Here is a 20,968-nt window from a genome sequence, read left to right on the forward strand (position 1 = left end):
TCTTATGGAAAAACCACCGGTCGATCCGCAAAACCCCTGGCTGGAACTGCGCCGCCTGACCCCGGCGCGGATTGCCCTGGGCCGCACCGGCACCAGCCTGCCGACGCGGGCGCAGCTGGATTTTCAGTTTGCCCACGCCCAGGCCCGCGATGCTGTGCACCTGGCCTTCGATCACAGCGAAATCAGCGCACAACTGAGCGAGCGCGGGCGGGAAACCCTGGCGCTGCAAAGCGCCGCGCCGGACCGACACACCTATCTGCAACGCCCGGATCTGGGGCGCAAGCTCAGCGATGAATCGGCGCAGACCTTGCGCGACTACGCCAGCGCCCACCCAGGCGGGGTCGACCTGGTGATGGTCGTCGCTGATGGCCTGTCGGCACTGGCGGTGCATCGCCACACCCTGCCATTCCTGACGCGGCTGGAAGAACAGATGAGCGGCGACGGCTGGTCCGTGGCGCCGGTGGTGCTGGTGGAACAGGGTCGCGTCGCCATCGGAGACGAGATCGGCCAGTTGCTCGGGGCGAAAATGGTGGTGATGCTGATCGGCGAACGCCCGGGCCTGAGTTCGCCGGACAGCCTTGGGCTGTATTTCACCTATGCGCCGAAGGTCGGCCTGACCGACGCGTATCGCAACTGCATTTCCAATGTCCGGCTTGAAGGTTTGAGCTACGGCATGGCGGCGCATCGCTTGCTGTATCTGATGCGCGAAGCCTGTCGGCGGCAGCTGTCGGGGGTCAATCTGAAGGACGAAGCTCAGCTGCACACATTGGAGGCGGACGACGCTGTCGACATGAAAGGCAATTTCCTGCTCGATCCGCCACCAGCCTGAACCGTTTCCGCATTGCCTTTCTGCGCTGCTTTCAGGCAGGATCGACGCACGGCCGCCCGGGTTTCCCATCGCCGTCAGAGCAGTTGAAGACAGCCACTTGAAGACGAGACCTATCATGCGGATTATTCAAGCGACCCTCGAACATCTGGATTTGCTGACTCCTTTGTTCGTCAAATATCGCGAGTTCTACGGCTCCCTGCCTTACCCGGACTCCTCCCGCGCGTTCCTCGAAAAACGCCTGCGCCGCAAAGAGTCGGTGATCTATCTGGCTCTGGCCGACGATGACGACAAAAAACTCATGGGTTTCTGCCAGCTGTATCCGAGCTTCTCGTCGCTGTCGCTCAAACGCGTGTGGATCCTCAACGATATCTACGTCGCCGAAGACGCGCGTCGCCAATTGGTCGCCGACAACCTGATCCGCACCGCGAAGAAAATGGCCAAGGAAACCCAGGCCGTGCGCATGCGCGTCTCGACCAGTGCGGACAACGAAGTGGCACAGAAAACCTACGAATCGATCGGTTTCAAGGAAGACACCGAGTTCAAGAACTACGTACTGCCGATCAGCGACGAGCTCTGAACCCAAAAGATCGCAGCCTTCGGCAGCGCCTACAGCGGAACGCGTTCCAATTGCAGGAGCTGCCGAAGGCTGCGATCTTTTGAGGGCTGACAATTGTTCACACCACGACACTCCCCGCTACAAAACCGGCGCGCTTTTCAGCGGTCAGACCGTATAATCCCGATCTTTCCGGCTTGTAAGAAAAACTACACCCCGCTGTAGGCTTACACGAAGTCATCCGCACAGGCCTGCCGAGTCGGGCCGTCATACAGGTGCCCCCATGGATTTCAACCCGCTCGACCTTATCCTGCATCTCGATGTGTACCTCGATTTGCTGGTGAACAACTATGGGCCATGGATCTACGCCATCCTGTTTCTGGTGATCTTCTGTGAAACCGGCCTGGTGGTGATGCCGTTCCTGCCGGGTGACTCGCTGCTGTTCATTGCCGGGGCGGTGGCGGCCGGCGGCGGCATGGATCCGGTGTTACTCGGCGGCCTGCTGATGCTGGCGGCGATCATGGGCGACAGCACCAACTATGTGATCGGACGCACGGCCGGGGAGAAGCTGTTCAGCAACCCGAACTCGAAAATCTTCCGTCGCGACTACCTGCAAAAAACCCATGACTTCTATGACAAGCACGGCGGCAAGACCGTGACCATGGCGCGCTTCCTGCCGATCATCCGTACCTTCGCGCCGTTCGTTGCCGGTGTGGCGCGGATGCCGTACCCGCGTTTCTTCGGTTTCAGCGTGCTCGGCACCATCCTCTGGGTCGGCGGTCTGGTCACCCTGGGTTATTTCTTCGGCAACGTCCCGTTCATCAAGAAAAACCTCTCGCTACTGGTGGTGGCAATCATCCTGCTGTCGCTGGTGCCGATGATCATCGGCGTGGTGCGCAGCCGTTTCGGCGGCACCAAAGTGCAATCGCACTGATCCGATGTGGTCCCTGAGCGCCTGGCGTCGCCGGCGCATCCTGGCCAGCCACCCGATTGCCGACGACCTGTGGCAACGGGTGCGCCATCAGCTCTCCTTCCTCGACGGCATCAGCGCGGCTGAAGACCAGTGGCTGCGCGAAGCCTGCGTGCTGTTTCTCAAAGACAAACACCTGACGGCCCTGCCCGGCGTCGAACTGCATCAGGAACAACGCCTGCTGCTCGCCGCCCAGGCGCAGTTGCCGTTGCTGCATCTCGGTGATCTGAACTGGTACCAGGGTTTCCACGAGATCGTGCTGTACCCGGATGACTTCCTCAGCCCGCAACGTCATCGCGATGCCAGCGGCGTCGAGCATGAGTGGGACGGCGAACACAGCGGCGAAGCCTGGCAGCAGGGGCCGGTGATTCTCGCTTGGCCCGGCGTACAGGCCAGCGGTGGCTGGGAAGGCTACAACTTGGTGATCCACGAACTGGCGCACAAGCTCGATATGCTCAACGGCGACGCCAACGGCCTGCCGCCACTGCACGCCGACATGCGCGTCAGCGACTGGGCTGAAGTGATGCAGGCCGCCTACGACGACCTCAACCGCCAGCTCGATCACGATCCCGAGGCTGAAACCGCCATCGATCCCTACGCCGCCGAGAACCCGGCCGAGTTCTTCGCCGTCACCAGCGAATACTTCTTCAGCGCCCCGGATCTGCTGCACGAGGCTTATCCACAGGTCTACTTGCAACTGCAGCTTTTCTACCGGCAGGATCCGTTGGGCAGACTGCGGCAACTTCAAGCCACAGACCCGGTCTATCAGGCGCACGAGTAAGCTCTGCACGACTTCTGGTACGTGGCGTCGACGTAGGAATGTGCCTATAATCGCCGCCACTTTTTGGTCAATCCGGCCAAGTGTTTTTGGTCAACTACGGGGGCAACGCCCAATGAGCTACAGCAAGATTCCGGCTGGCAAAGACCTGCCGAACGACATCTACGTCGCGATCGAGATCCCGGCCAACCACGCGCCGATCAAATACGAAATCGACAAAGACAGCGATTGCCTGTTCGTTGACCGTTTCATGGCCACCCCAATGTTCTACCCGGCCAACTACGGTTACATCCCGAACACTCTGGCTGACGACGGTGATCCCCTCGACGTGCTGGTCGTGACTCCTTATCCGGTAGCGCCAGGCTCGGTAATCCGCGCCCGTCCGGTCGGCATCCTGAACATGACCGACGACGGCGGCGGCGATGCCAAAGTCATCGCAGTGCCCCACGACAAGCTGTCGCAGCTGTACGTCGACGTGAAGGAATACACCGACCTGCCGCCACTGCTGATCCAGCAGATCGAGCACTTCTTCGCGAACTACAAGGATCTCGAGAAGGGCAAGTGGGTCAAGATCGAAGGCTGGGCCGGTGCAGACGCCGCCCGCGAAGCAATCACCAAGTCGGTTGCCGCCTACAAGGGCTAAGCAATTGAACTTTGCGTGACGCTTGAAAAAAACCCCGGACATCCGGGGTTTTTTGTGTCTGCGAGCTTCGAATAAACAAAGCGTTTAAATTCCTACATGCAGTTTTAATCTGTTTAATTTCCCACAAGCACGTCTTACATCCCGTCGCAAAATACAGGCTTTTTTTGAACGCCCGGTTTATTCAAACCGCTCTAGTCCGGCCGTAGACTCCGTGTTTATGAGAAAGAACACTAGCGGTCCACGATTCAAGGCACTCCTGGAAGCAGCGAACATCAGCACCACGGATTTCGCAAGGTTCTGGGGCACGGAAGCCCAAAACGTTCATAACTGGTACACCCGGGGCGTCCCGGCGTATCGCATGGAAGAAGTCTCACGCCTGTTGTCGGTCAATAGTGAATGGCTGAAAACCGGGGAAGGCGTCAAGGAGGTCCCGCGCCTGCACCCGCCCGCCAGCAATGGCGACACGTTCGACGCCCAGTCGATCTGCGGCGTCTACACCGTCATCAACCCCAACGACATCGATCTGGCCTTCTTCAAGGAAACCCCGATCGCCAACGGCGATGGCAAAACCCACGTCATTCTCGACCCCGACCAATCCCTGCGCCTGCCTCGCGCCCACCTCGATCAACTCGACATCCAGCACGCCAACGCCATTTGCGCGCACATGATCGGCAACAGCATGGCCGAACGCATCGAAGACGGCTCCATCGTCGCCATCGACCGCGGCCTGACCCAGGTCGTCGACGGCGAAATCTACGCCATCGAACACGACGGCATGCTGCGCATCAAATACCTGCACCGTATGCCCGGCAACGGCCTGCGCATGCGCAGCCACAACAGCGCCGAATACCCCGACGAGGTTTTCCGGCCGGCGCAGATCGAAGAGCAGCGGATTCACATTCTTGGCTGGGTGTTCTGGTGGTCGACACTGGGCAAGCGCAGGCCGGTGGTGCCGTTTCTATGACTGTTCGCTAGAACCTGTGGGAGCGGACTTGCCCGCGAAGAGGCCCTGACAACCGGTACAAATCCCGAGTTTGTAGCGCTTCAGTCGCTCTAAACCGCACTTGAGGCTGGGAATCCAGAGCAAAACTCAGTATCCTGCGCCCCACATTCGCGCATCGACCCGCCCAGCGGCTCGAATGACGCCCGACGCGGCAGACCAACGTCTGACCAAGTCCCACAGACGGACGCAAGATCCGGATGTACGTTTTGAAGGCTGGCGCGGTTTACCAAAAATAAACCAAGCCAGTCCCCGAGAAGCCGGCCACAAGCCGGCTTTTTAATGTCTTTCTGTCTGACCTGAATAACGCTTACACCTGTTTCAGGACCAGACAATCAATCAAGCTGAATTGCAAATCGCCAGCGCGTTGACGTTTAGAGCCTGCTTGCAACGTCATTAAGTATCGCTACAACGCGATCCTGCTGCTCCTCCGACAGTCCCACCCAAAGGGGTAACCGTACGAGCCTCTCAGCTTGTCGATTGGTGACATCAAGATTTCCATGAGCACGTCCATATCGCAGCCCGGCCGGTGATGAGTGCAGAGGAACATAGTGGAAAACCGACCAAATCTCTTTGCTCTTGAACTGGTTCAGCACGTCCTGACGATCAATTTCCGGTGATAACAGCACGTAATACATGTGTGCATTATGCTCACACTCCGCAGGCACGATCGGACGTCTCAGCACGCCATTGGCTTCCAGCGGCGCGAGTAACTCGTGATAACGCTCCCAACTGGCCAAGCGCTCCCGAGTAATGCGGTCGGCCTCTTCAAGTTGCGCCCAGAGAAAGGCAGCAATGAGCTCTCCGGGTAAGAACGAAGAGCCAACTTCCTGCCATGTGTACTTATCCACCTCGCCTCGGAAAAACCGGCTACGGTCTGTGCCCTTCTCGCGAATGATCTCTGCCTGCAGGGCCAGAGTGGACTGATTGACCAGTAATGCTCCGCCCTCTCCGGATATCACATTCTTGGTTTCATGGAAGCTGTAGGCTCCGAGGTCACCAATACTGCCCAGCGCCCTCCCCTTGTAACTGGCCATAACTCCCTGCGCCGCATCTTCGACGACCATCAAGCCATGGCGGCGTGCGATCGACATGATTTCATCCATCGCGCACGCTACACCCGCATAATGAACGGGTACGATTGCACGAGTACGCGGCGTAATCGCTGACTCGATAAGTTTTTCATCAAGATTCAACGTGTCTTCACGAATATCGACAAAGACGGGAACCCCACCGCGCAGAACAAAAGCGTTAGCCGTGGACACAAACGTGTAAGACGGCATGATGATTTCGTCACCCGGTTGAATGTCCAGCAAAAGGGCTGTCATCTCTAGCGCCGCTGTACAGGAGTGGGTCAGCAATGCCGTATCACACCCGGAACGCTCTTCGAGCCAGCTATGGCAACGCTTCGTAAAAGGCCCATCACCCGCCAGGCTGCCGTTGAAGTGCGCTTCGGCTATGTAGTAAAGCTCCTTTCCCGTCATATGTGGCCAGTTGAAAGGAATTCTTGAGTTTACTTTTTTCATTTACTCTCCGAAATGCGACTTCAACGCGGAATTCAAAACTGAAAACAACCTGAGCCCGAAACATTGGGTGATCAGCAACTAGCCCCGGGCGGCGACCACGGTACCTACAACGATCAACCCGACTCCTAATACTTTCTGCAATGTAATGGGCTCACTCAAAAGCCAGGCACTCAAAAGCAAAACCACAACAAAGTTAATACTCATGAATGGATAAGCGTGACTCAATTCAAACTTTGTCATGGCCGCCATCCACGCAAGCGAGGCCAGGAAGGCGGCGGCGAACCCCGTAAATATTGCAGGATCCAGAAGCAACCCTAAAAGAAACTTGATTTTGCTGAAAGTCTCCACTGGCAGCGGACCAAACTGTGCGATACGCCACTTTAAAATTAACTGACCATATACGGTGAAAACGATAGTTGCCAGAATGTACATATAATCGAAAATGCGGATCACGAATATCTCTCCACAACAACAATACTCGATTCCTTCCGCCCGTAATTTCTGCCGAAATAAAGCCGGTATTGGAATTTTGCGTGAGTGACCACGATCGGATACTCAACCATCTCGCAACCTCTGCCAAAATACCTCATAGTCCCCTCAGACTCGTGCTTGGAAAGTTTGCACGCACGGTAGCGGTGCCAATATAGACGCCATCTGCAGCCGCATCTGCCAGTAGCAGTGTTCCGGCACCGATAACACACCTTTCTGCGACTTTTATATGATCGCGCAAAGTGGAATTTATCCCGATGAAACACTGCTCGCCGACTTCGACGCCACCGGAAATGGCCGCTTGCGGGGCAATGAACGTGTGATCTCCGATTACCGAGTGATGACCAATATGACTTCCACTCCACAAAGTCACATTCTTGCCAATCGATACGAAAGGCTGGACGACACTATTTTCCAAAATCAGGCAGTTTTCGCCTATCGCGCCATTATTGAGAACAGTTGCGCGGGAACTGATATAACTGACCAAGGTGTAACCCAAAGCCTTTACAGCGAGAAACTTGTCTTTGCGCACGGCATTAAGACTGGCGTAACCAAGCGCTACAAAAAAATCGAAATGCTCTGGCGGAAACCTGCCAGGTACATCCTCGAATGCAATGACAGGCAGACCACAATACTCGGGGGCCTTGATGTATTTGGAATCAACGGTAAAGGCGACCACTTCATATTCCGAGTCCGAACTGAAGTAGAAATGCGCAAGTTGGGCGATTTCTCCAGAGCCGAATATTACAATCTGCCTTCTCATATTACTTTCGCACCAGAATAGTGAATTCATATAGCCCATAGTCATGCAGCAACGCTACTTGACGTGAGTAACGGCGTTTGCACAGATCAAATAACTGGCTTGGGTCCGCGTAGTAAAGATAATCACGCTTCTTGTCTTCATCGGAATATGAAGTCAGGCAATTGAAGGAAAAACCGCGTCGACTGGATTGATCCAGGATATCCAGCGTCGCCTGAAGGTAGTCATACCATTCAGCATCCGTACGCTGCAGACGAACATTGAATATGCCACTGGCAACACTGTAGTCACTCACTACATCGGGTTGCGATGCGGTGAATAATCGCGCATTGGCTGATTGGATGCGGGCCTCGGCGGCGGCAGTCATCTCCGCCGACACATCTACCCCCAGGTAAGAAGCCTTTGGATGTTTCGCCACAAGAAAATCGTACAGTGCACCATATCCACAGCCGAGGTCAGTCAACGAAAACGTAGCTGACGTCGGGTCGATAATTTTGCATAACTGCTCGAACCGGACAAATTGACTCTCTTCACCGTTCCAGTCGACTCCGCGAGGCGTTACGCCATGCTCGGCCAGTTTTTCCGAGTAGTACGTCGCTACTTCTTTGAGCAAATCATTCTTGTCGTTGTGCATAAATCTGTCTCACGATGGTATAGGGGCGCTGTTTCGTTTCCGAGAAGATTCTCGACAAGTAGATACCCACTACACCGATGAATGAAATGATCATGCCGCCGAGCAACCAGATCGACGCCATCACCGAAGTCCAGCCGCTCATGGGTTTTGCAAGAAACAACCAGTGCGCCACGAGGTAGGCGATGTACATACTTGCAAACAGGGAGATGGATACGCCTATATAGAAAATACTCACCAGGGGCGCGTTGCTGAACGAGGTCACGGAATTGACCAATAGCGACATTTTCCTGCGAAGGGTATAGGTGGTTTCACTGGTGCTGTGTTTATTGACCACACGGGCATGTTGAGCAAAGCCAGTGGTATGCCAAAGGCCTGCCATGAAGACTTCACGCTCCCGGTGCTGCAACAGGGCATCTACATAACGCCGCGTCATCATTCGCGTCGTAACAGCGTTTTCTGGCAATGCGAGCCCAGTCAGACCTTTGAAGAAACGATAAAACCACTGGCCGCTCCAGCGCTCGAACCAATTGCCTTTTCTGCTCTCCTGAACGCCATACACCACATCGCAGTGTTCCCGTTCCATTTGCCCGGCGAAATCCACAAGCCATTCGGGCTCTTCTTCAAGATCGCTGTCAATCAGGAACACGCGTTTACCTCTGGCTTGCGCCAGCCCGGTCATCATGGCCTTGTGATGACCAAAGTTGCGTGACAGGTCAACCACAACGACATGCGGATCCTGTTCGCTCAACTTTACTGCCAGTTCTAAACTATTGTCCGGAGAACCATCGTTTACGAGGATTATTTCGTAGTCGTCACCCACCAGTGTTCTGGCGGCAGCACTGGCTCTCTCGTGAAACTCGGTAACGTAGGAAGCAGACTCATAGAGAGTCGCCACAATGGAAAGATTCATGCAACGTACCTCATGTAGCGGGGAGCGTCCCTGCCACAATTGAAAAGCAGATCGAGCATAGTGACGCCATGCGCGAATTCACCCCACATCTGGGGGTATTCGGGATATCCGGCATAATCGAACCAGCTGAGTTTGACCCCGGAGGCGGAAAAAAGACCTTCATCGATATAGTCTCTGGCCGCCGGACCCGAGATGTATTCACCGCCACCCGCTTTCACACAAAGGTCCACCAAGCGCTCGGTCTTTCCATCTTCAAAGGTGTAGTCCCACGAGTTGCTGATCTTAGTCTTGATCGAAAGATAGCGGCAGATGGCTTCGATCAGGCTGCGGTTCAACTGCGAGAGATGCGTATAGCTCTCCTGCAGATAAAGCGGCTCTAGCCACTGTGCAATTTCAGCGAAATGGGGAGCGCGGCGATAGTTCTGCTGCAAGGTTCGCCAGTGCGCCTCTGCCCAGTCTGTGCCATCGATTTTGGTTTCTCGAATGGTTTGATGGTATTTACCCTTGACCGATACAGGAACGGTTAACCATTGAATACCCTGAGGCGTTTTGATCTGGTTACGGTTTCGCCAGTCGCGTCGGGTGTATTGCATATCGTCGAAAAGGATGAATTCATCCACGGCGGCGATCATGTCGAAATAGCCCTTCCATGGAATATAGTTTGACTGAAGAATGGCGATTTTTTTCATTGACCGGGGACTTTTGCTTGATAAATCTCAAAGGGCGGATTGCTCAATTCCGGAACCCGCTCAAACTTGTCAACAATATATTGATAAGTCAAAGGGTGTGTATTTCTGAAGCGCAGTTCATCTCTTCCATCCAAGGCCAGATCAAAAACAAGTGCAAAGCCGGGTCTGGATTCCTCTATCCGGCTAATTTCCTTTTCTTCGAACACTGCGGAGCGAGGGAACAACGGATAAATCTCCCACATTGGGGATCTGCGCTCCAACAGTGCATAGGCTCCCGGCCAGAACGGCACTACGACAAAAGGCCTCTCACCGGAGGAATACTGATTATCCACTTGATGGAGCAGGGTTATGGCTTTTGCCGTGCCAAGATCGACCTGAAGGTTCCTACCGGAAACCTCGACATTCACACATTCTTTGCTTGCCAGACATTGCAAGCCCGGATGGAACGCATACATCACCCAGAAGCTGGCAGCACACAGGGCAATGGCAAGCGGCCATTTCGCTTTCGATTGGACGCTGGAAAACACCACCAGACATCCAATAAGAAACGGGAATAGACCTTGCGCGAGATGCCCCACATCCGCACGCGAGAAGGCGTAATGCGCATAGGGAAGTGAAAGGAAGGCCGATGCAACCAGCGCCGGAGGTACAGGCTTTTCCCTGAACTTGCAGTAGATGACCCATGCAATCGAGACCCCGCCAAAGGTGAGGGTCGCGACGAAGAAAAGGCCTACTAGTACGCCGCGGACAGCATCACCGACCGTAGCGCTAGCAAATCCGACTGTCCACGGCCAGGGGATCGGCAACGGCAAATTTGTCGCCTGCTGCTCAAACAGGAAACGAATGCTTTCCCAAAATGCCACGGCAAAGCCCGGTATCAGCAATGCCATTAAAATAACAGGAAGAAATCCGACGACAACACCGGCCGCCCACAACAATCCCCCTTTGAAAAAGGTTGGAGCAGAATGATTCCTGATAGAGATCCAGGCAATCACTCCCACACTGCCAGCAACGCCATAGATGCCATGATTGCGTCCAAAAACGGCGACCAGACCTACAAGAATACCGGCAATAAAATAGCGTTTGGGATTTGGATGACTGACCAGAAAACTCAGTACGCCAATCAGTAATATCGACAGGGTAATATCAAAAAGCTTGTGCCGCGGAAACATCCAGAGAACTAGAGTCAAAGCCGAGATCAAAGCGAATACAATATCCGACTTATGTGCAACTTTCCTGGATCTGGAAATCAACCAAAGCCCGACAAAAAGCCCCACCCCCTGAAAGATCGCAACACTGACCCGCAGACTAATTATGTCGTTGCTACTGACAACGCTCATTATCGCCGCAGACCAATAATAACGCCCAGGATCGTAGGCCATAAAGTCAAGTATTGGCACTTCACCCAGCATTACCCGCTGAACGCCGTACCAAAGAAATCCTTCATCCCAAAGATTAAAACCTTTGCTTCCTTGCCATATAAAAAGCAAAGCAATTACAAAAAAAGAAATTATTAGTTCTTTAAATGGAATATATAAGTCGTTTTGCCCCAAGCGGTTCATGATCACTTCTTTCGATAAAATTGCCATATTAATCCGCGCAGAGATAAACGTCACCCTTTGATCTGGTAGGCAAACCGTATGCCACACGAAAAATGCGGGACTACTAATGCTCCCGTAGCGAGCAATTCTAAACAGTTTTACCTATCCCGTTGCCGCTTCGATTGCCCTTGAAACCAAGATTTACATCGCGTTTTTCCAGCATTCAGTATCAGTGAGCCGAATTTCGGCGACTGCTCTGCCCCTCACGGATAACTGAACGACTTCACCAACGTCAGTTCCCCCGCCGTCCGCATCGGCACTACAAACGTTTCCATCTTCTCGCTCGGCGTGCCCTCTTCGGTGATGACCGTCACCTGCGCCGTGGTCAGCGCCTGCACCGCTTCATCCCCACCTTCGTCATCCCCGCGATACCCGCCGCCGTAATAATTCACATAGATCAGATACTGCCCTTTGATCGGCGCGGGCATGGCGGCGATTTCCGGGCCGTAGCCGGTGGTGACGTCGACATCGAGGGCGGCGCCGTTGGGTGCGACGCGGTTGCCGTACCAGATGTGGGCGCCGTCAGGGGTGATCAGGTGCAGGTCAAGGTCGGTGCCGTCGCTGTCCCAGGCCAGCAGGACGCGCAACTTGGCCGGGGTGGCGCCGCCGCGGGCGTTGAGGAATTGCGTGCGGTGGCGTTGCTGGCCGTCGGCACTGCGCACTTCGACGCTGTTGCTGCCATTGGGGAAGGAGAACGGCCGATCAAAGCCGCCGGCGCGGTCGATTTTCAGCGGCATGCTGACGCCGTTGACGATCAGGCGGCCGGGTTCGTTGTTCTTCGGCACGGCTTTGATCTGGCCGCTGATTCTGGCGGTATTGGCCTGGCCGAGCGGTGTGTTGACCGACGAGGCCGGGTAGTTGACGGTCTGGCGAAAGCTCTCGCCCTCGCCTTCTGGCGCGCCGCTGCGCCAGCCGCCGATCGGGGTGTCGAGTTTGACGCCATCGGCGGCGAACGCTTGCGGCAGTACGTTGAGGGCACAGAGCAGCAGCAAGACCTGTGGATAACGGAGTGTCATGGTCTATTCCAGCAAAAGGTGACGGGCGAGCCCTTCGATGTAGGTTTCATCCTGGCCGTTGGGGTGTGCTTCGAAGGCCAGGTGCAAATATTCATGAGTCAGGTCGAGGCGATCCTGCAGGGTCAGCACGCCGCGCACGTAAATCCGCTGGCGTTCGCGGTCGACGAAGGGCCGGCCGAAGGCGAGTTTGCATACAGCGAAAGTGCTGACTTCGTTGTAGCCGGTTTCGCTTTCAAGCCTCGGACGCCAGCCGCGTCGCTGCTTTTGCAGCCAGTCTTGCGCGGCGGTCAGCGCCTCGCAGGAGGCGACCGGGTTGTCCCAGCGGCTGAGGCTGGCGCGCGGATAGGCGTGCAGCAGAATCGCGTCGTACCGCTGGCCGGCGTTCGCTTGCTCGACGGCTTGCTGCCAGGCCAGTTTGTCCGGGCCCGGCTGGTCGGAGTGATAGGTGACGGTGCTGCCGGCCAGTACCAGATCCGCCGTCCACGCCGCAATGTTGCGCGACTCGGCGGAAGCCGGGCGCGGGGCGACGCGCTGGCGGTTGCTGCTGTCGTCGATGCTCAGGCATTCGCCGTTGCGCGTGGCGTTTTGCAGCAGATAAGTGCGGATCGCTACGGCCAGCGCCTTGGCGGCTTCGGCGGGTTGCGGTTTGGCTTCGCGCTCAAGGACGCGGGCGACATATTCTTCGCGATCAAGCCTTGCGACGAGTTTGTCGTTGAGCAGAAACAATTCGCCATCGCTATGGATTTCCAGCGCGTTGCCGTTGGCGAATTCGACGCGATAGTCGCCGCGCAATGGCCCGGACGTGGCAACACGATCGCCGGCCAGAACTTTCGAAACCGGGTATTTCGAGAACAGCCCGACTTCCACACAACGCCCCGCGTCCGCTGGCCAAGCCGTCGGTAATACGCTGGCCAGCGCCTGACCGTAATGACGCAGAACCATTTGACTGGTGCCGCGCCCGCCCGCCCAGAGCGGCGCGCCGTCGGCGGTCCAGCCGGCGAATCCACCCTGCCGCGATTGTGCATCCTGATCGCCGAGCCAGCTCCAGGTCTTCACCCGCAGGCGCCCGCCCAACTCGCCGACGACATTGCCGTCCGCCGCGTTCAGTACGACATCGAGCAGCACTCGGCGCGTCTGATCCTGCGCTGGCAGCAACGCCAGAACGCTCAATAACTCAGCAACCGAAACCCTTGTTGCCGGTTGCACGGCTGGCAAATCCAGCAACCACGACGGCGCCTGCCGCGCCTGCCAATACGCTCGCCAATCCGTCGCTGCAATGCCCAACCGCGTCGGTTCGAAATACAGACCGCAGGATTTCACCAGCGCCTGATCCCGCTCGATCCTGCCGCCCGCCGAGCAGCAATAAACTTCTTCTTTGGACTGCCCGCGACATTCATAAGCCGGCTCCCGTGCATCGGTATCCACCAGCCACGCGTAAACGAATAATTTCCACAGACTGCCCAGCGGCGCATCCAGCGACGCTGGCAACGGTTCGCGCTTGATCAGTTGCGTCTGGCTCAACGATAACAACTCGCCCTGATAGGACACGCGCAACGGTTCGTCCTGCGCTGTCGCCAGCGCAGGCATCACACACATCAGCAGCCACAACAGCGGCCAGCGCATGTCAGTTGACCGTGACCTGACCGAGGGCGGCTTTCGCCTCCTGGGCCTGATGCTGCGGTGCATACACTTGCTTGAAGCGTACCGGTGGCAGGTTGAACTGACCCTTCTGCGAGAAGCGCACCAGATGACGCAGGCGCAACTCGCCACTCAGCGCGTCGACCGGCACCGCGTAAGCCAGTTGACCCGGTTCGAAACGCGCCTTCTCCAGCGCGGTCGGTTCGGTGCCGTCCTTGCCCTGCAACTTGATGCCCCACGTCGTACGCTCGACATCCGCGCCCGGTGGCAGGGGTACTTCGAGCATGCCGTAGCGCAGCGGTTTGGGTGCCTTGCTGGTGAGGATCACCTCGTCCAGGTACAGGCTGTCGCTGGACAGCGGTTTAGTGCCGACCGGCTCGAGTTTGAAGGTGAACGCTTCGTCGCCCGGCACCAGACGCGACAGGCGCCGGGTGATGGTCACGGCCATCGGATTGACCTGCGGCTGTTGCGTCTGGAAGCTCAGCGCTGCACGCAACGGCCGCTCTTGCGTGCCGGACACGCTCAGCACGCTCGGCAGCGGCGTCGCGGCTTGCCATGTCCAGTACATCTCGCCGCTGGCGCCGTAGTTTTTCTTCCAGCCCTCACCCGGCATCAACGCGATGGTTGGTGAGGCCTGAGCGATGCTGCGTTGCAGCCAGGTCAGCGCCAGCGCACGCTCCAGCGTCGATTGCTGCGGCAACAGGCGTTGCAACAACGCTGTCGCACGAGCCTGATCAAACGGTTGCAGCGACAGGTTCAGTGCTTCGACAAAAGGCTGCGAACTGGTCGCCAGACGTTGTTGTGCTGCGCCCAGTTGACGATTGAACGCCTCAGGCAAAGCGACTTTCGCCTGCGTGGCCAACGATGCAGTGAGTACCCGCGCCGCCGCCAGACCGAGTGCCGAATCCGGATCGCTCATCACCAGGCTGTCCTGGCCGTCGTCGAGCACGGTTTCGGCAGCGCCTTCACCGGCCTTGACCAGATCCTCGATCAAACCGCTGAGCAGCGTGTTCACTGGCAACTGCATCTGTTTGGCGAATGACAGAATCAGCGCCCGTTGCAGCACCGGCGTATTCGGCGCTTGCTTGGCGTACACCTCGAGTACGCGCTGCCAGTGCTCCGGCGGCAGGGTCAGGTCGAGTACGCGGCTGGCGTTCCAGTCGGCGTAATAGGCATAGGCGGTGAGAAATGCATCCGGCTCGCCGTCGTAGCCCCACCAGGTGAAGCTGGCCGACGGCCCGGCCATTTGCACCAGACGCAGCCGACTATTCTGCATGATCAGGCGCAAGCGATCGCGAATCTGCGGGTTCGAGGCCAGCGACGGATAAGCGATGCTCAATGGCAACAAGCGACTGGCGGTCTGCTCGACGCCGCCGTACGGGTAGCTGAGCAGATCATCGAGGGCGGAACGGAACAGCGCTTGGGGACTGTCGTCCAGACGCAGGCGAATATCCGTAGCATCCGCCGGCAAACTCAATGGCGTATCGCCGCTGACCACGTCGAGGCTTTGTGTCTGGGTAACCTGCCAACCTTCTCCGGTTGCACTCAAGCGCACAGCCAGGGCATCGGCGACTTTGCCGTCCTGCACCAACTCCGCTGTCCACTCGCCAGAGGCCAGGGCAAACGCCGGCAGCGGCAAGTAATTGATGCCGCTGTTCAGGGTCACCGGCAGACGTTGTTCGGTGCCGGCATAGTGAGTCACCAGTTCAGCCTTGACCGTTTTTTCGGCCTGACTGAACGCAAACACGCCAAGCTGCGGCTGATCGCCTTTGCGGAATTTGCTCGGCCCGCTCCACTTCAGGTACAGCGGTTTTTCCGAACGGACAAACTGCTTCTTCTGCCCGACCTGACCGTCATCGGCAATCGCCCGCGCGGTGATGCGCCAACGGGTCAGCGAGTCCGGCATTTTGAAGGTGAAACGGGTTTTGCCATCAGCACCGGTCAGCAACTCCGGCTGCCACGCCGCGGTATCGACGTCTTCACGGCGCGGACGCTCAAGCACTTTCACCCCGCGCTCGCTGCGATTGGCTTTACCCGGTGCGCCGGGGCTGCCCGGCAACGCCACGTCGTAGCTGATGAACGACAGGCTGGCACTGGTGCGCACGTTGTTGCGCCGAGGGTGATAGAAGAACTGGTCGATGCTCGGCGCGACTTCCGGTTGCAGCGCGTAGACCATTTCGTCGACCACGCTGACCGTCAAGTGTGCCGGAACCGCTTTGCCGGCGAACTGCGTGGTCAAGTCGACCGTGACCGTATCGCCCGGCAGGTACACCGCTTTGTCGGTGCTGATCACCACGTCGATTTGCGGCGCGACCACTTTGATCCCGGCGTTCTGAAAGCTGTACTGACCGCCCTTGGTGTAGAGCACGGAGAAGGTCAGGTTCGGCGCGAAGTTGTCTTTCACCGCAATGCGCGCGCGGTACTGAGTGTCGCTGAGTTTTTCTAGCTTCAGCCAGTCGCCGCCCTTGGCCAGCAACGCGGTTGCTTCGACCTTGTCGCGCTCCAGCGAGAGCAGCGCATCGCTGACCGGCTCAGGGAAGGTGATCAGCGCCAGCGCTTCTTCGCCCGCCTTGTACTCGGGCTTGTCGAGGACGATTTCCACCGTACCCGGCACTGCTTTCACACCGTCGCCGGTGACCGAATGGCCGGTGGCGCCGAGGACGCGACCGTGTTGATCTTTCAAGGTCAGGTTGTAAGTGCCTGGGCGTTCGAAGGCCATGCTGAAGCCTTTGTCATTCGCCGCGAGTTTGCCCTCGCCTGTGCTCTGGTCTTCCAGACGTACCCAACCATACGTGCTTGGGGTCACCGCTTTGCTTTGCTCGGTGCCGCCCTCGTTGGCGTAGCTGAACGCAACCTTGTCACCGACTGCACTGAAGCGTTGCGGCGCGTTCAGGCGGAAGCTCGCCGCTCCACGGTCGATGAGGATTTCCTTAGTGGTCTTGACCCGATAAGCCGCGCCGTCGCTGGCAAACACGGTGAGCATGTAGCGGCTTGGCTTGTCGGCGGCTGGCAGGTCGAGGGTTGCGTTGCCCTTGCTGTCGGTGGTCAGTTCGGTGCTGGTCAGCTCCACCGGGAATTGCCCGAGGTATTGCAGCTCGTTGTCGACCATCGACAGTTGCTGGGCACGCAGGCTCAGGCTCAATTTCGCGTTGGCCACCGGTTTGCCGTCCGGGTACAACAGCACCAGACTGCCTTTGACCGGTTCGCCGGTACGGTAATCCTGCTTGGCCAGATTCAGCGAGATCTCGAAGTGCGGCTTGATGTACTCAGCCACACGAAAGGCGCTGCTGTAGGCCTGATCCTTGTAGTTGAAACGGATCTCGTAGCCGCCGGCCACGGCGTTATCCGGCAACTGGAAACGGCCCTGAGTACCGGCTCTGGAATCCAGTTTCAGAGCGAGGGTTTGCAGTTCGGTCCCCGTGGCATCAAGCACACTGACACTGACATCCGCTGCGCCCGGCAGCACCGAATCCCGGGCATTCTTGAACTCGCGACCGACGATTTTCAGCGACACCCAATCGCCCGGACGATACAGCGGCCGGTCGGTGAAGGCGTAAAGTTTGGTGTCGTAGATTTCGCTGTCGTAGTAGAAGTTTTCCGAGACGAACACGCCGCCCTCTTCGTCCTCGCCGATGACGAACGAGCGCTCCGGGCTGACGTGCTTCAGACGCAGCAGACCGTCGGCATCGGTAGCTCCGCTGCTCATCACGCCAAGGCCATCGGTCCATAGCACATTGACCTTCGGCACCGAGCTGCCTTCGTGTTTGCGCGCGGCCCAGACCAGCAATTCGTCGCCGGCAATCTTGCTTACCGCGACGGTGTTGGAGACGAAAACCATGGTGGTTGCGCGGTACTTGCCGATCAGTGCTTCAACCAGATACAGCCCTGGCTTCAGGTTACCCAGCGGGATGTACACATTGCCCGGTGCGACGCTGACGAAGTCGCTGGACGAGCCGGCCAAATTGACCCCGGCCGGTGGCTGGATCGGTTTTGCTTGCCACAGCGGATAACGGAACTGGCTGACCACCGGCAGACCCGGAATCAGCGCGAATTGCGGCTGCGCGTCGTACGGCGTCGGCGCCACCATGGCCTCGCCCATTTTCAGCTCCGGCACTTCTTCGGTGACCTGCTTGCGCGATTCGTAAGAGAACGCACGCTGCATCACCCGCCGGGATTTGCGATACCAGTTGTCCCACAGATAGGCGAGAGTGTTGGACAAACCTTCGCCCTTGAACTGGCCGTCACTGACGACGCGGTGCAGGTTTTTCTGGCGCTTGAGGAAGTCCAGCGGCTTGTCGATGCGATACACGCGGATGTCGGCGCCACCGTACGGTTCCATGCGGAAACGCCGGTAGTCACGCCCCGGGGCTTCGAGGCGGACCATCGCCGGCTCGTCGCTGGCAAAACTGCTGTCGGCGAGCAGAAAGAAACTCTCACCAGCGACCGGCGTGTAATTGCTCGGTTCCACCGAGTCTTCGGCGTTGACGCAGGTAAACGGCAGGAACAACGCCAGCATCAATGCAATTCGAGAGCAGATTCGCAACATGCGGGCACCGGTCATTGGGAGAGAAAGTTCAGTCGATAGACGCCGATGAAGTTGGGGTTGGCTGCGTCGGGTATCCATCGGGTGTCCTTCCATGTCATGAGTTGCTGCAGGCTTGCCGAACGCATGCCGTTGTCAGTGGGGGTGGTGGTGCCGGTGTGATAGGCGATGTAGCGGCCCATCCAGATCATCAGGTGCTGGTCGTCGCCCTGATCGAAAAACATCAGGTCACCGGGCCGCGCCTGCGACACATCGCGGCCGACCAGATGGCTGTTGAACTGAATCAGTTTGATCGCGTTGACGTACGGCCCGACCTTGCCGCCGCCCTGCTGCCACTGTTGCGCGAGCTTGCGTTGTGCGTCGCTCAGCACCAGTTCCGGCGGCAGATAACGATTGGACAGGCCATTGCTGCGCAGCCATTTGTCGTCGTGGACTTTCAGCGCTTCGTTGGCGGCAAAGCGCACCAGCCCGGCGCAGTCCTGCTGATACCAGCGCGGGCTCGGGCCTTGGCTGAGCTGCTCTTGAGCGATGCGCACAAACCAGGCGCGGAATACCTGGGATTGCGCCGGATCGAGCGCTGGCGCTTCAACCGCACGGGCGCCTGCACTCAGCAGCAACGCGAGCAGGCCGAGGCTGCGGATCAGTGCGCTCACAGCGCTTTCCATTCCAGCGGCAGCCATTGCCAGTGGCCGTCAGGCTCGCTGCCTTCGGGCAGGGTCAGGGCATATTTGCCGTAGCCGCCGAGGGTGCGCAGTTTCGGCATCAGGTAGGTTTGCGCAGCGTTATAAAACACCGGCTCCATGTCCTGCGGCAGGCTGTCGAGGGTTTCGCGCTGCATCAGTTGCGCCATCGCGTCCGGGCCGAAGTAGATCGGCATCAGTACATCTTTTGGCAAAACGTCGGCCATCGGCGGGAAGCGCTTGTCGAGGGTGCCGAGGGCTTTATCGACGAGTTTGTCGTCGAGGGAAAACAGCAGCGTCGAGCCGTGACGGGCGAGGCTGACTTTCATGAAGGCCTTGCCGGAAATCGCCTCCGGGTTCTCGGCGGTCTGCGCCGCGTACGGACCAAAATTGGAACTGACCTGACGCTGCCACACGTGGCTCTGGCCTTCCTGCTTGTCGATCACTGGAAATACGCTTTCGGCGACGTTGGCTTCGAACGCGCCAACCATCGAACCGAACAACTTGCCCAGATCAGCGTCGAGTTTGCTGCTGTCTTCGTCTTTCAGGCTGGCGACCAGCAATGGCGTGTACAGCCGCGAATCGGCGTACCAGCACAGGCCCGCCGCACCGGCGACGTGTTCGGTGAGGGTCTGCGCCACCGCTTCGTCGGCGCCGAGTTTGATCAGGATCGGCTTCTGCGGTTCGGCCGCCACCGGCAGTGTCACGCAAGCGCTCGCCCCCAGCGGCATCGCTTGCCAGACCGGTTTGAAATCGAAATCCGGCTGGTTTTCCAGTTCGTCCATGGCCAGATAGCTGTGCCAGCCCTTGTCGTCCATGTCGAAACGCAGTCCGGCGAAATTCGGGATGAAGCGCTGATAGCCCATGGCGAGGACGCTGGAATTGACCGACAGACGCTGCTTGGTTTCCGGGCTTTTCGCCGGCAAGCCGAACGCTTCGGGGAAAAGTTTTTCACCGTTGAGCAACGCCGCCAGCGCTTGCGCGGAGACGCGGCCGGATTCTTCCGAGACGCCGCTTTCCGGGTCGTAGTACTTGGCTGGATTGGACACCACCACCAGTTTGTCGCCGCGCGATGCAAACAGCAGCGATTTGCTGGCGTTGTAGCTGAGTTGATACAGCGGCACTTCGTCGCTGCCGACCTTGAGATTGCCGAAGACGCTGAGCTGGGTGTCATCCAGCGCCACTTTGGCCAATGGCTCGAGCAGCTTGGCCAACCCGCCGCGATCCATCACCAGCAGGAAATCCTTCAAGCGACCATCGGCGCCACGCCACAGCGCAACATCGGCCGGCTGATCGAAAAGCTGCTCGATCAGGCTGTCCTGCAACTTCAGGTCATGCTCGTAGATGATCCGGCGCAGGCTGCCGATCAGGCCGAGGCGATCGGTGTGGGTTTCGTAATAGAAGACGAAATCCTCAGTGAGCGTGGCCTTGAGGAACGGCACCGTCAGCAGATCCTTGGGCAACTGGCTCAGCGAACGGGTTTCGAGCAAGGCGTCCGGACGGCCGAGGCCGAGCTTGTCACTGGCAAGTGTCGCCGGCGGCGCTTTGGGCTTGAGCAGCAGCCAGCCGAAACCGCCCGCCACGCCGGCCACCAGGCACAGGCCGAGCACGACCAGCAGCCAGCGCCGCGAAGGTTTGGCCGCCGGTGTCGCGGCAGTTGGAGTCACAGTGTTATCGCTCATGTTCACAACATCCGAGTTCATCCGTGG

At 58.0% G+C, this 20,968-nt stretch carries 18 protein-coding genes; 6 read left to right on the forward strand and 12 right to left on the reverse strand.

The genetic code is table 11. From position 1 onward, the window contains the following. The first annotated feature begins 4 nt into the window (after positions 1-4). The 6 genes from eutC (at position 5) to AB4N53_RS16340 (ending at position 4,737) form a co-directional block, all read left to right on the forward strand. Positions 5-829 (forward strand): ethanolamine ammonia-lyase subunit EutC, encoded by an 825-nt coding sequence (gene eutC, locus AB4N53_RS16315; protein ID WP_460121714.1) that lies wholly within the window; start codon positions 5-7, stop codon positions 827-829. Positions 830-944: 115 nt separating this feature from the next. After that, on the forward strand, positions 945-1,406 hold the full coding sequence (locus AB4N53_RS16320) for a GNAT family N-acetyltransferase (RefSeq protein ID WP_007958617.1): 462 nt from the start codon (positions 945-947) through the stop codon (positions 1,404-1,406). Between the two features lie 259 nt (positions 1,407-1,665). Beyond that, complete coding sequence (locus tag AB4N53_RS16325; protein ID WP_016773001.1) at positions 1,666-2,316, forward strand: DedA family protein; 651 nt, start codon at positions 1,666-1,668, stop codon at positions 2,314-2,316. Positions 2,317-2,320: 4 nt separating this feature from the next. Continuing rightward, positions 2,321-3,133 carry a M90 family metallopeptidase gene (locus tag AB4N53_RS16330; RefSeq protein ID WP_460121717.1) on the forward strand — a complete coding sequence of 271 codons (813 nt, stop codon included), beginning with the start codon at positions 2,321-2,323 and terminating at the stop codon, positions 3,131-3,133. A 112-nt stretch (positions 3,134-3,245) separates the two neighbouring features. Beyond that, positions 3,246-3,773 (forward strand): inorganic diphosphatase, encoded by a 528-nt coding sequence (ppa, locus tag AB4N53_RS16335; RefSeq protein WP_003205933.1) that lies wholly within the window; start codon positions 3,246-3,248, stop codon positions 3,771-3,773. Between the two features lie 217 nt (positions 3,774-3,990). Further along, entirely contained in the window at positions 3,991-4,737 is a 747-nt protein-coding gene (locus AB4N53_RS16340) for a S24 family peptidase (RefSeq protein WP_460121719.1), read from the forward strand. A gap of 410 nt (positions 4,738-5,147) precedes the next feature. On the opposite strand, the gene rffA is transcribed toward AB4N53_RS16340, so the two are convergent. The 12 genes from rffA to AB4N53_RS16400 all read right to left on the reverse strand — a co-directional run bounded on the left by rffA (position 5,148) and on the right by AB4N53_RS16400 (position 20,941). After that, entirely contained in the window at positions 5,148-6,299 is a 1,152-nt protein-coding gene (gene rffA, locus AB4N53_RS16345) for a dTDP-4-amino-4,6-dideoxygalactose transaminase (RefSeq protein ID WP_122603827.1), read from the reverse strand. 78 nt (positions 6,300-6,377) lie between these two features. Beyond that, positions 6,378-6,752 (reverse strand): EamA family transporter, encoded by a 375-nt coding sequence (locus AB4N53_RS16350; RefSeq protein WP_205869294.1) that lies wholly within the window; start codon positions 6,750-6,752, stop codon positions 6,378-6,380. Positions 6,753-6,885: 133 nt separating this feature from the next. Next, positions 6,886-7,596 (reverse strand): acetyltransferase, encoded by a 711-nt coding sequence (locus AB4N53_RS16355; RefSeq protein WP_241001831.1) that lies wholly within the window; start codon positions 7,594-7,596, stop codon positions 6,886-6,888. Then, positions 7,553-8,182, reverse strand: coding sequence for a class I SAM-dependent methyltransferase (locus AB4N53_RS16360; protein WP_122603825.1), 630 nt, complete (start codon positions 8,180-8,182; stop codon positions 7,553-7,555). The genes AB4N53_RS16355 and AB4N53_RS16360 overlap by 44 nt, the downstream gene beginning before the upstream one ends. After that, positions 8,163-9,092 (reverse strand): glycosyltransferase family 2 protein, encoded by a 930-nt coding sequence (locus AB4N53_RS16365; protein WP_460121722.1) that lies wholly within the window; start codon positions 9,090-9,092, stop codon positions 8,163-8,165. Before AB4N53_RS16365 ends, AB4N53_RS16360 begins: the two co-directional genes overlap by 20 nt. Beyond that, complete coding sequence (locus tag AB4N53_RS16370) at positions 9,089-9,781, reverse strand: WbqC family protein (RefSeq protein WP_460121724.1); 693 nt, start codon at positions 9,779-9,781, stop codon at positions 9,089-9,091. Before AB4N53_RS16370 ends, AB4N53_RS16365 begins: the two co-directional genes overlap by 4 nt. After that, positions 9,778-11,370: a hypothetical protein gene (locus AB4N53_RS16375; RefSeq protein WP_460121726.1), complete on the reverse strand. Its 1,593-nt coding sequence runs from the start codon at positions 11,368-11,370 to the stop codon at positions 9,778-9,780. Before AB4N53_RS16375 ends, AB4N53_RS16370 begins: the two co-directional genes overlap by 4 nt. A gap of 215 nt (positions 11,371-11,585) precedes the next feature. Continuing rightward, positions 11,586-12,398, reverse strand: coding sequence for a YfaP family protein (locus AB4N53_RS16380; RefSeq protein WP_460121728.1), 813 nt, complete (start codon positions 12,396-12,398; stop codon positions 11,586-11,588). 3 nt (positions 12,399-12,401) lie between these two features. Continuing rightward, positions 12,402-14,021, reverse strand: coding sequence for a DUF2300 domain-containing protein (locus AB4N53_RS16385; protein ID WP_460121730.1), 1,620 nt, complete (start codon positions 14,019-14,021; stop codon positions 12,402-12,404). Position 14,022: 1 nt separating this feature from the next. After that, positions 14,023-18,597 carry an alpha-2-macroglobulin family protein gene (locus tag AB4N53_RS16390; RefSeq protein ID WP_460121732.1) on the reverse strand — a complete coding sequence of 1,525 codons (4,575 nt, stop codon included), beginning with the start codon at positions 18,595-18,597 and terminating at the stop codon, positions 14,023-14,025. Next, entirely contained in the window at positions 18,594-19,244 is a 651-nt protein-coding gene (locus AB4N53_RS16395) for a DUF1175 domain-containing protein (protein ID WP_460121734.1), read from the reverse strand. Before AB4N53_RS16395 ends, AB4N53_RS16390 begins: the two co-directional genes overlap by 4 nt. Further along, complete coding sequence (locus AB4N53_RS16400) at positions 19,229-20,941, reverse strand: DUF2138 domain-containing protein (RefSeq protein ID WP_460121736.1); 1,713 nt, start codon at positions 20,939-20,941, stop codon at positions 19,229-19,231. Before AB4N53_RS16400 ends, AB4N53_RS16395 begins: the two co-directional genes overlap by 16 nt. Positions 20,942-20,968: the final 27 nt, after the last annotated feature.

This window comes from Pseudomonas sp. H3_E04 (genome assembly GCF_054668915.1).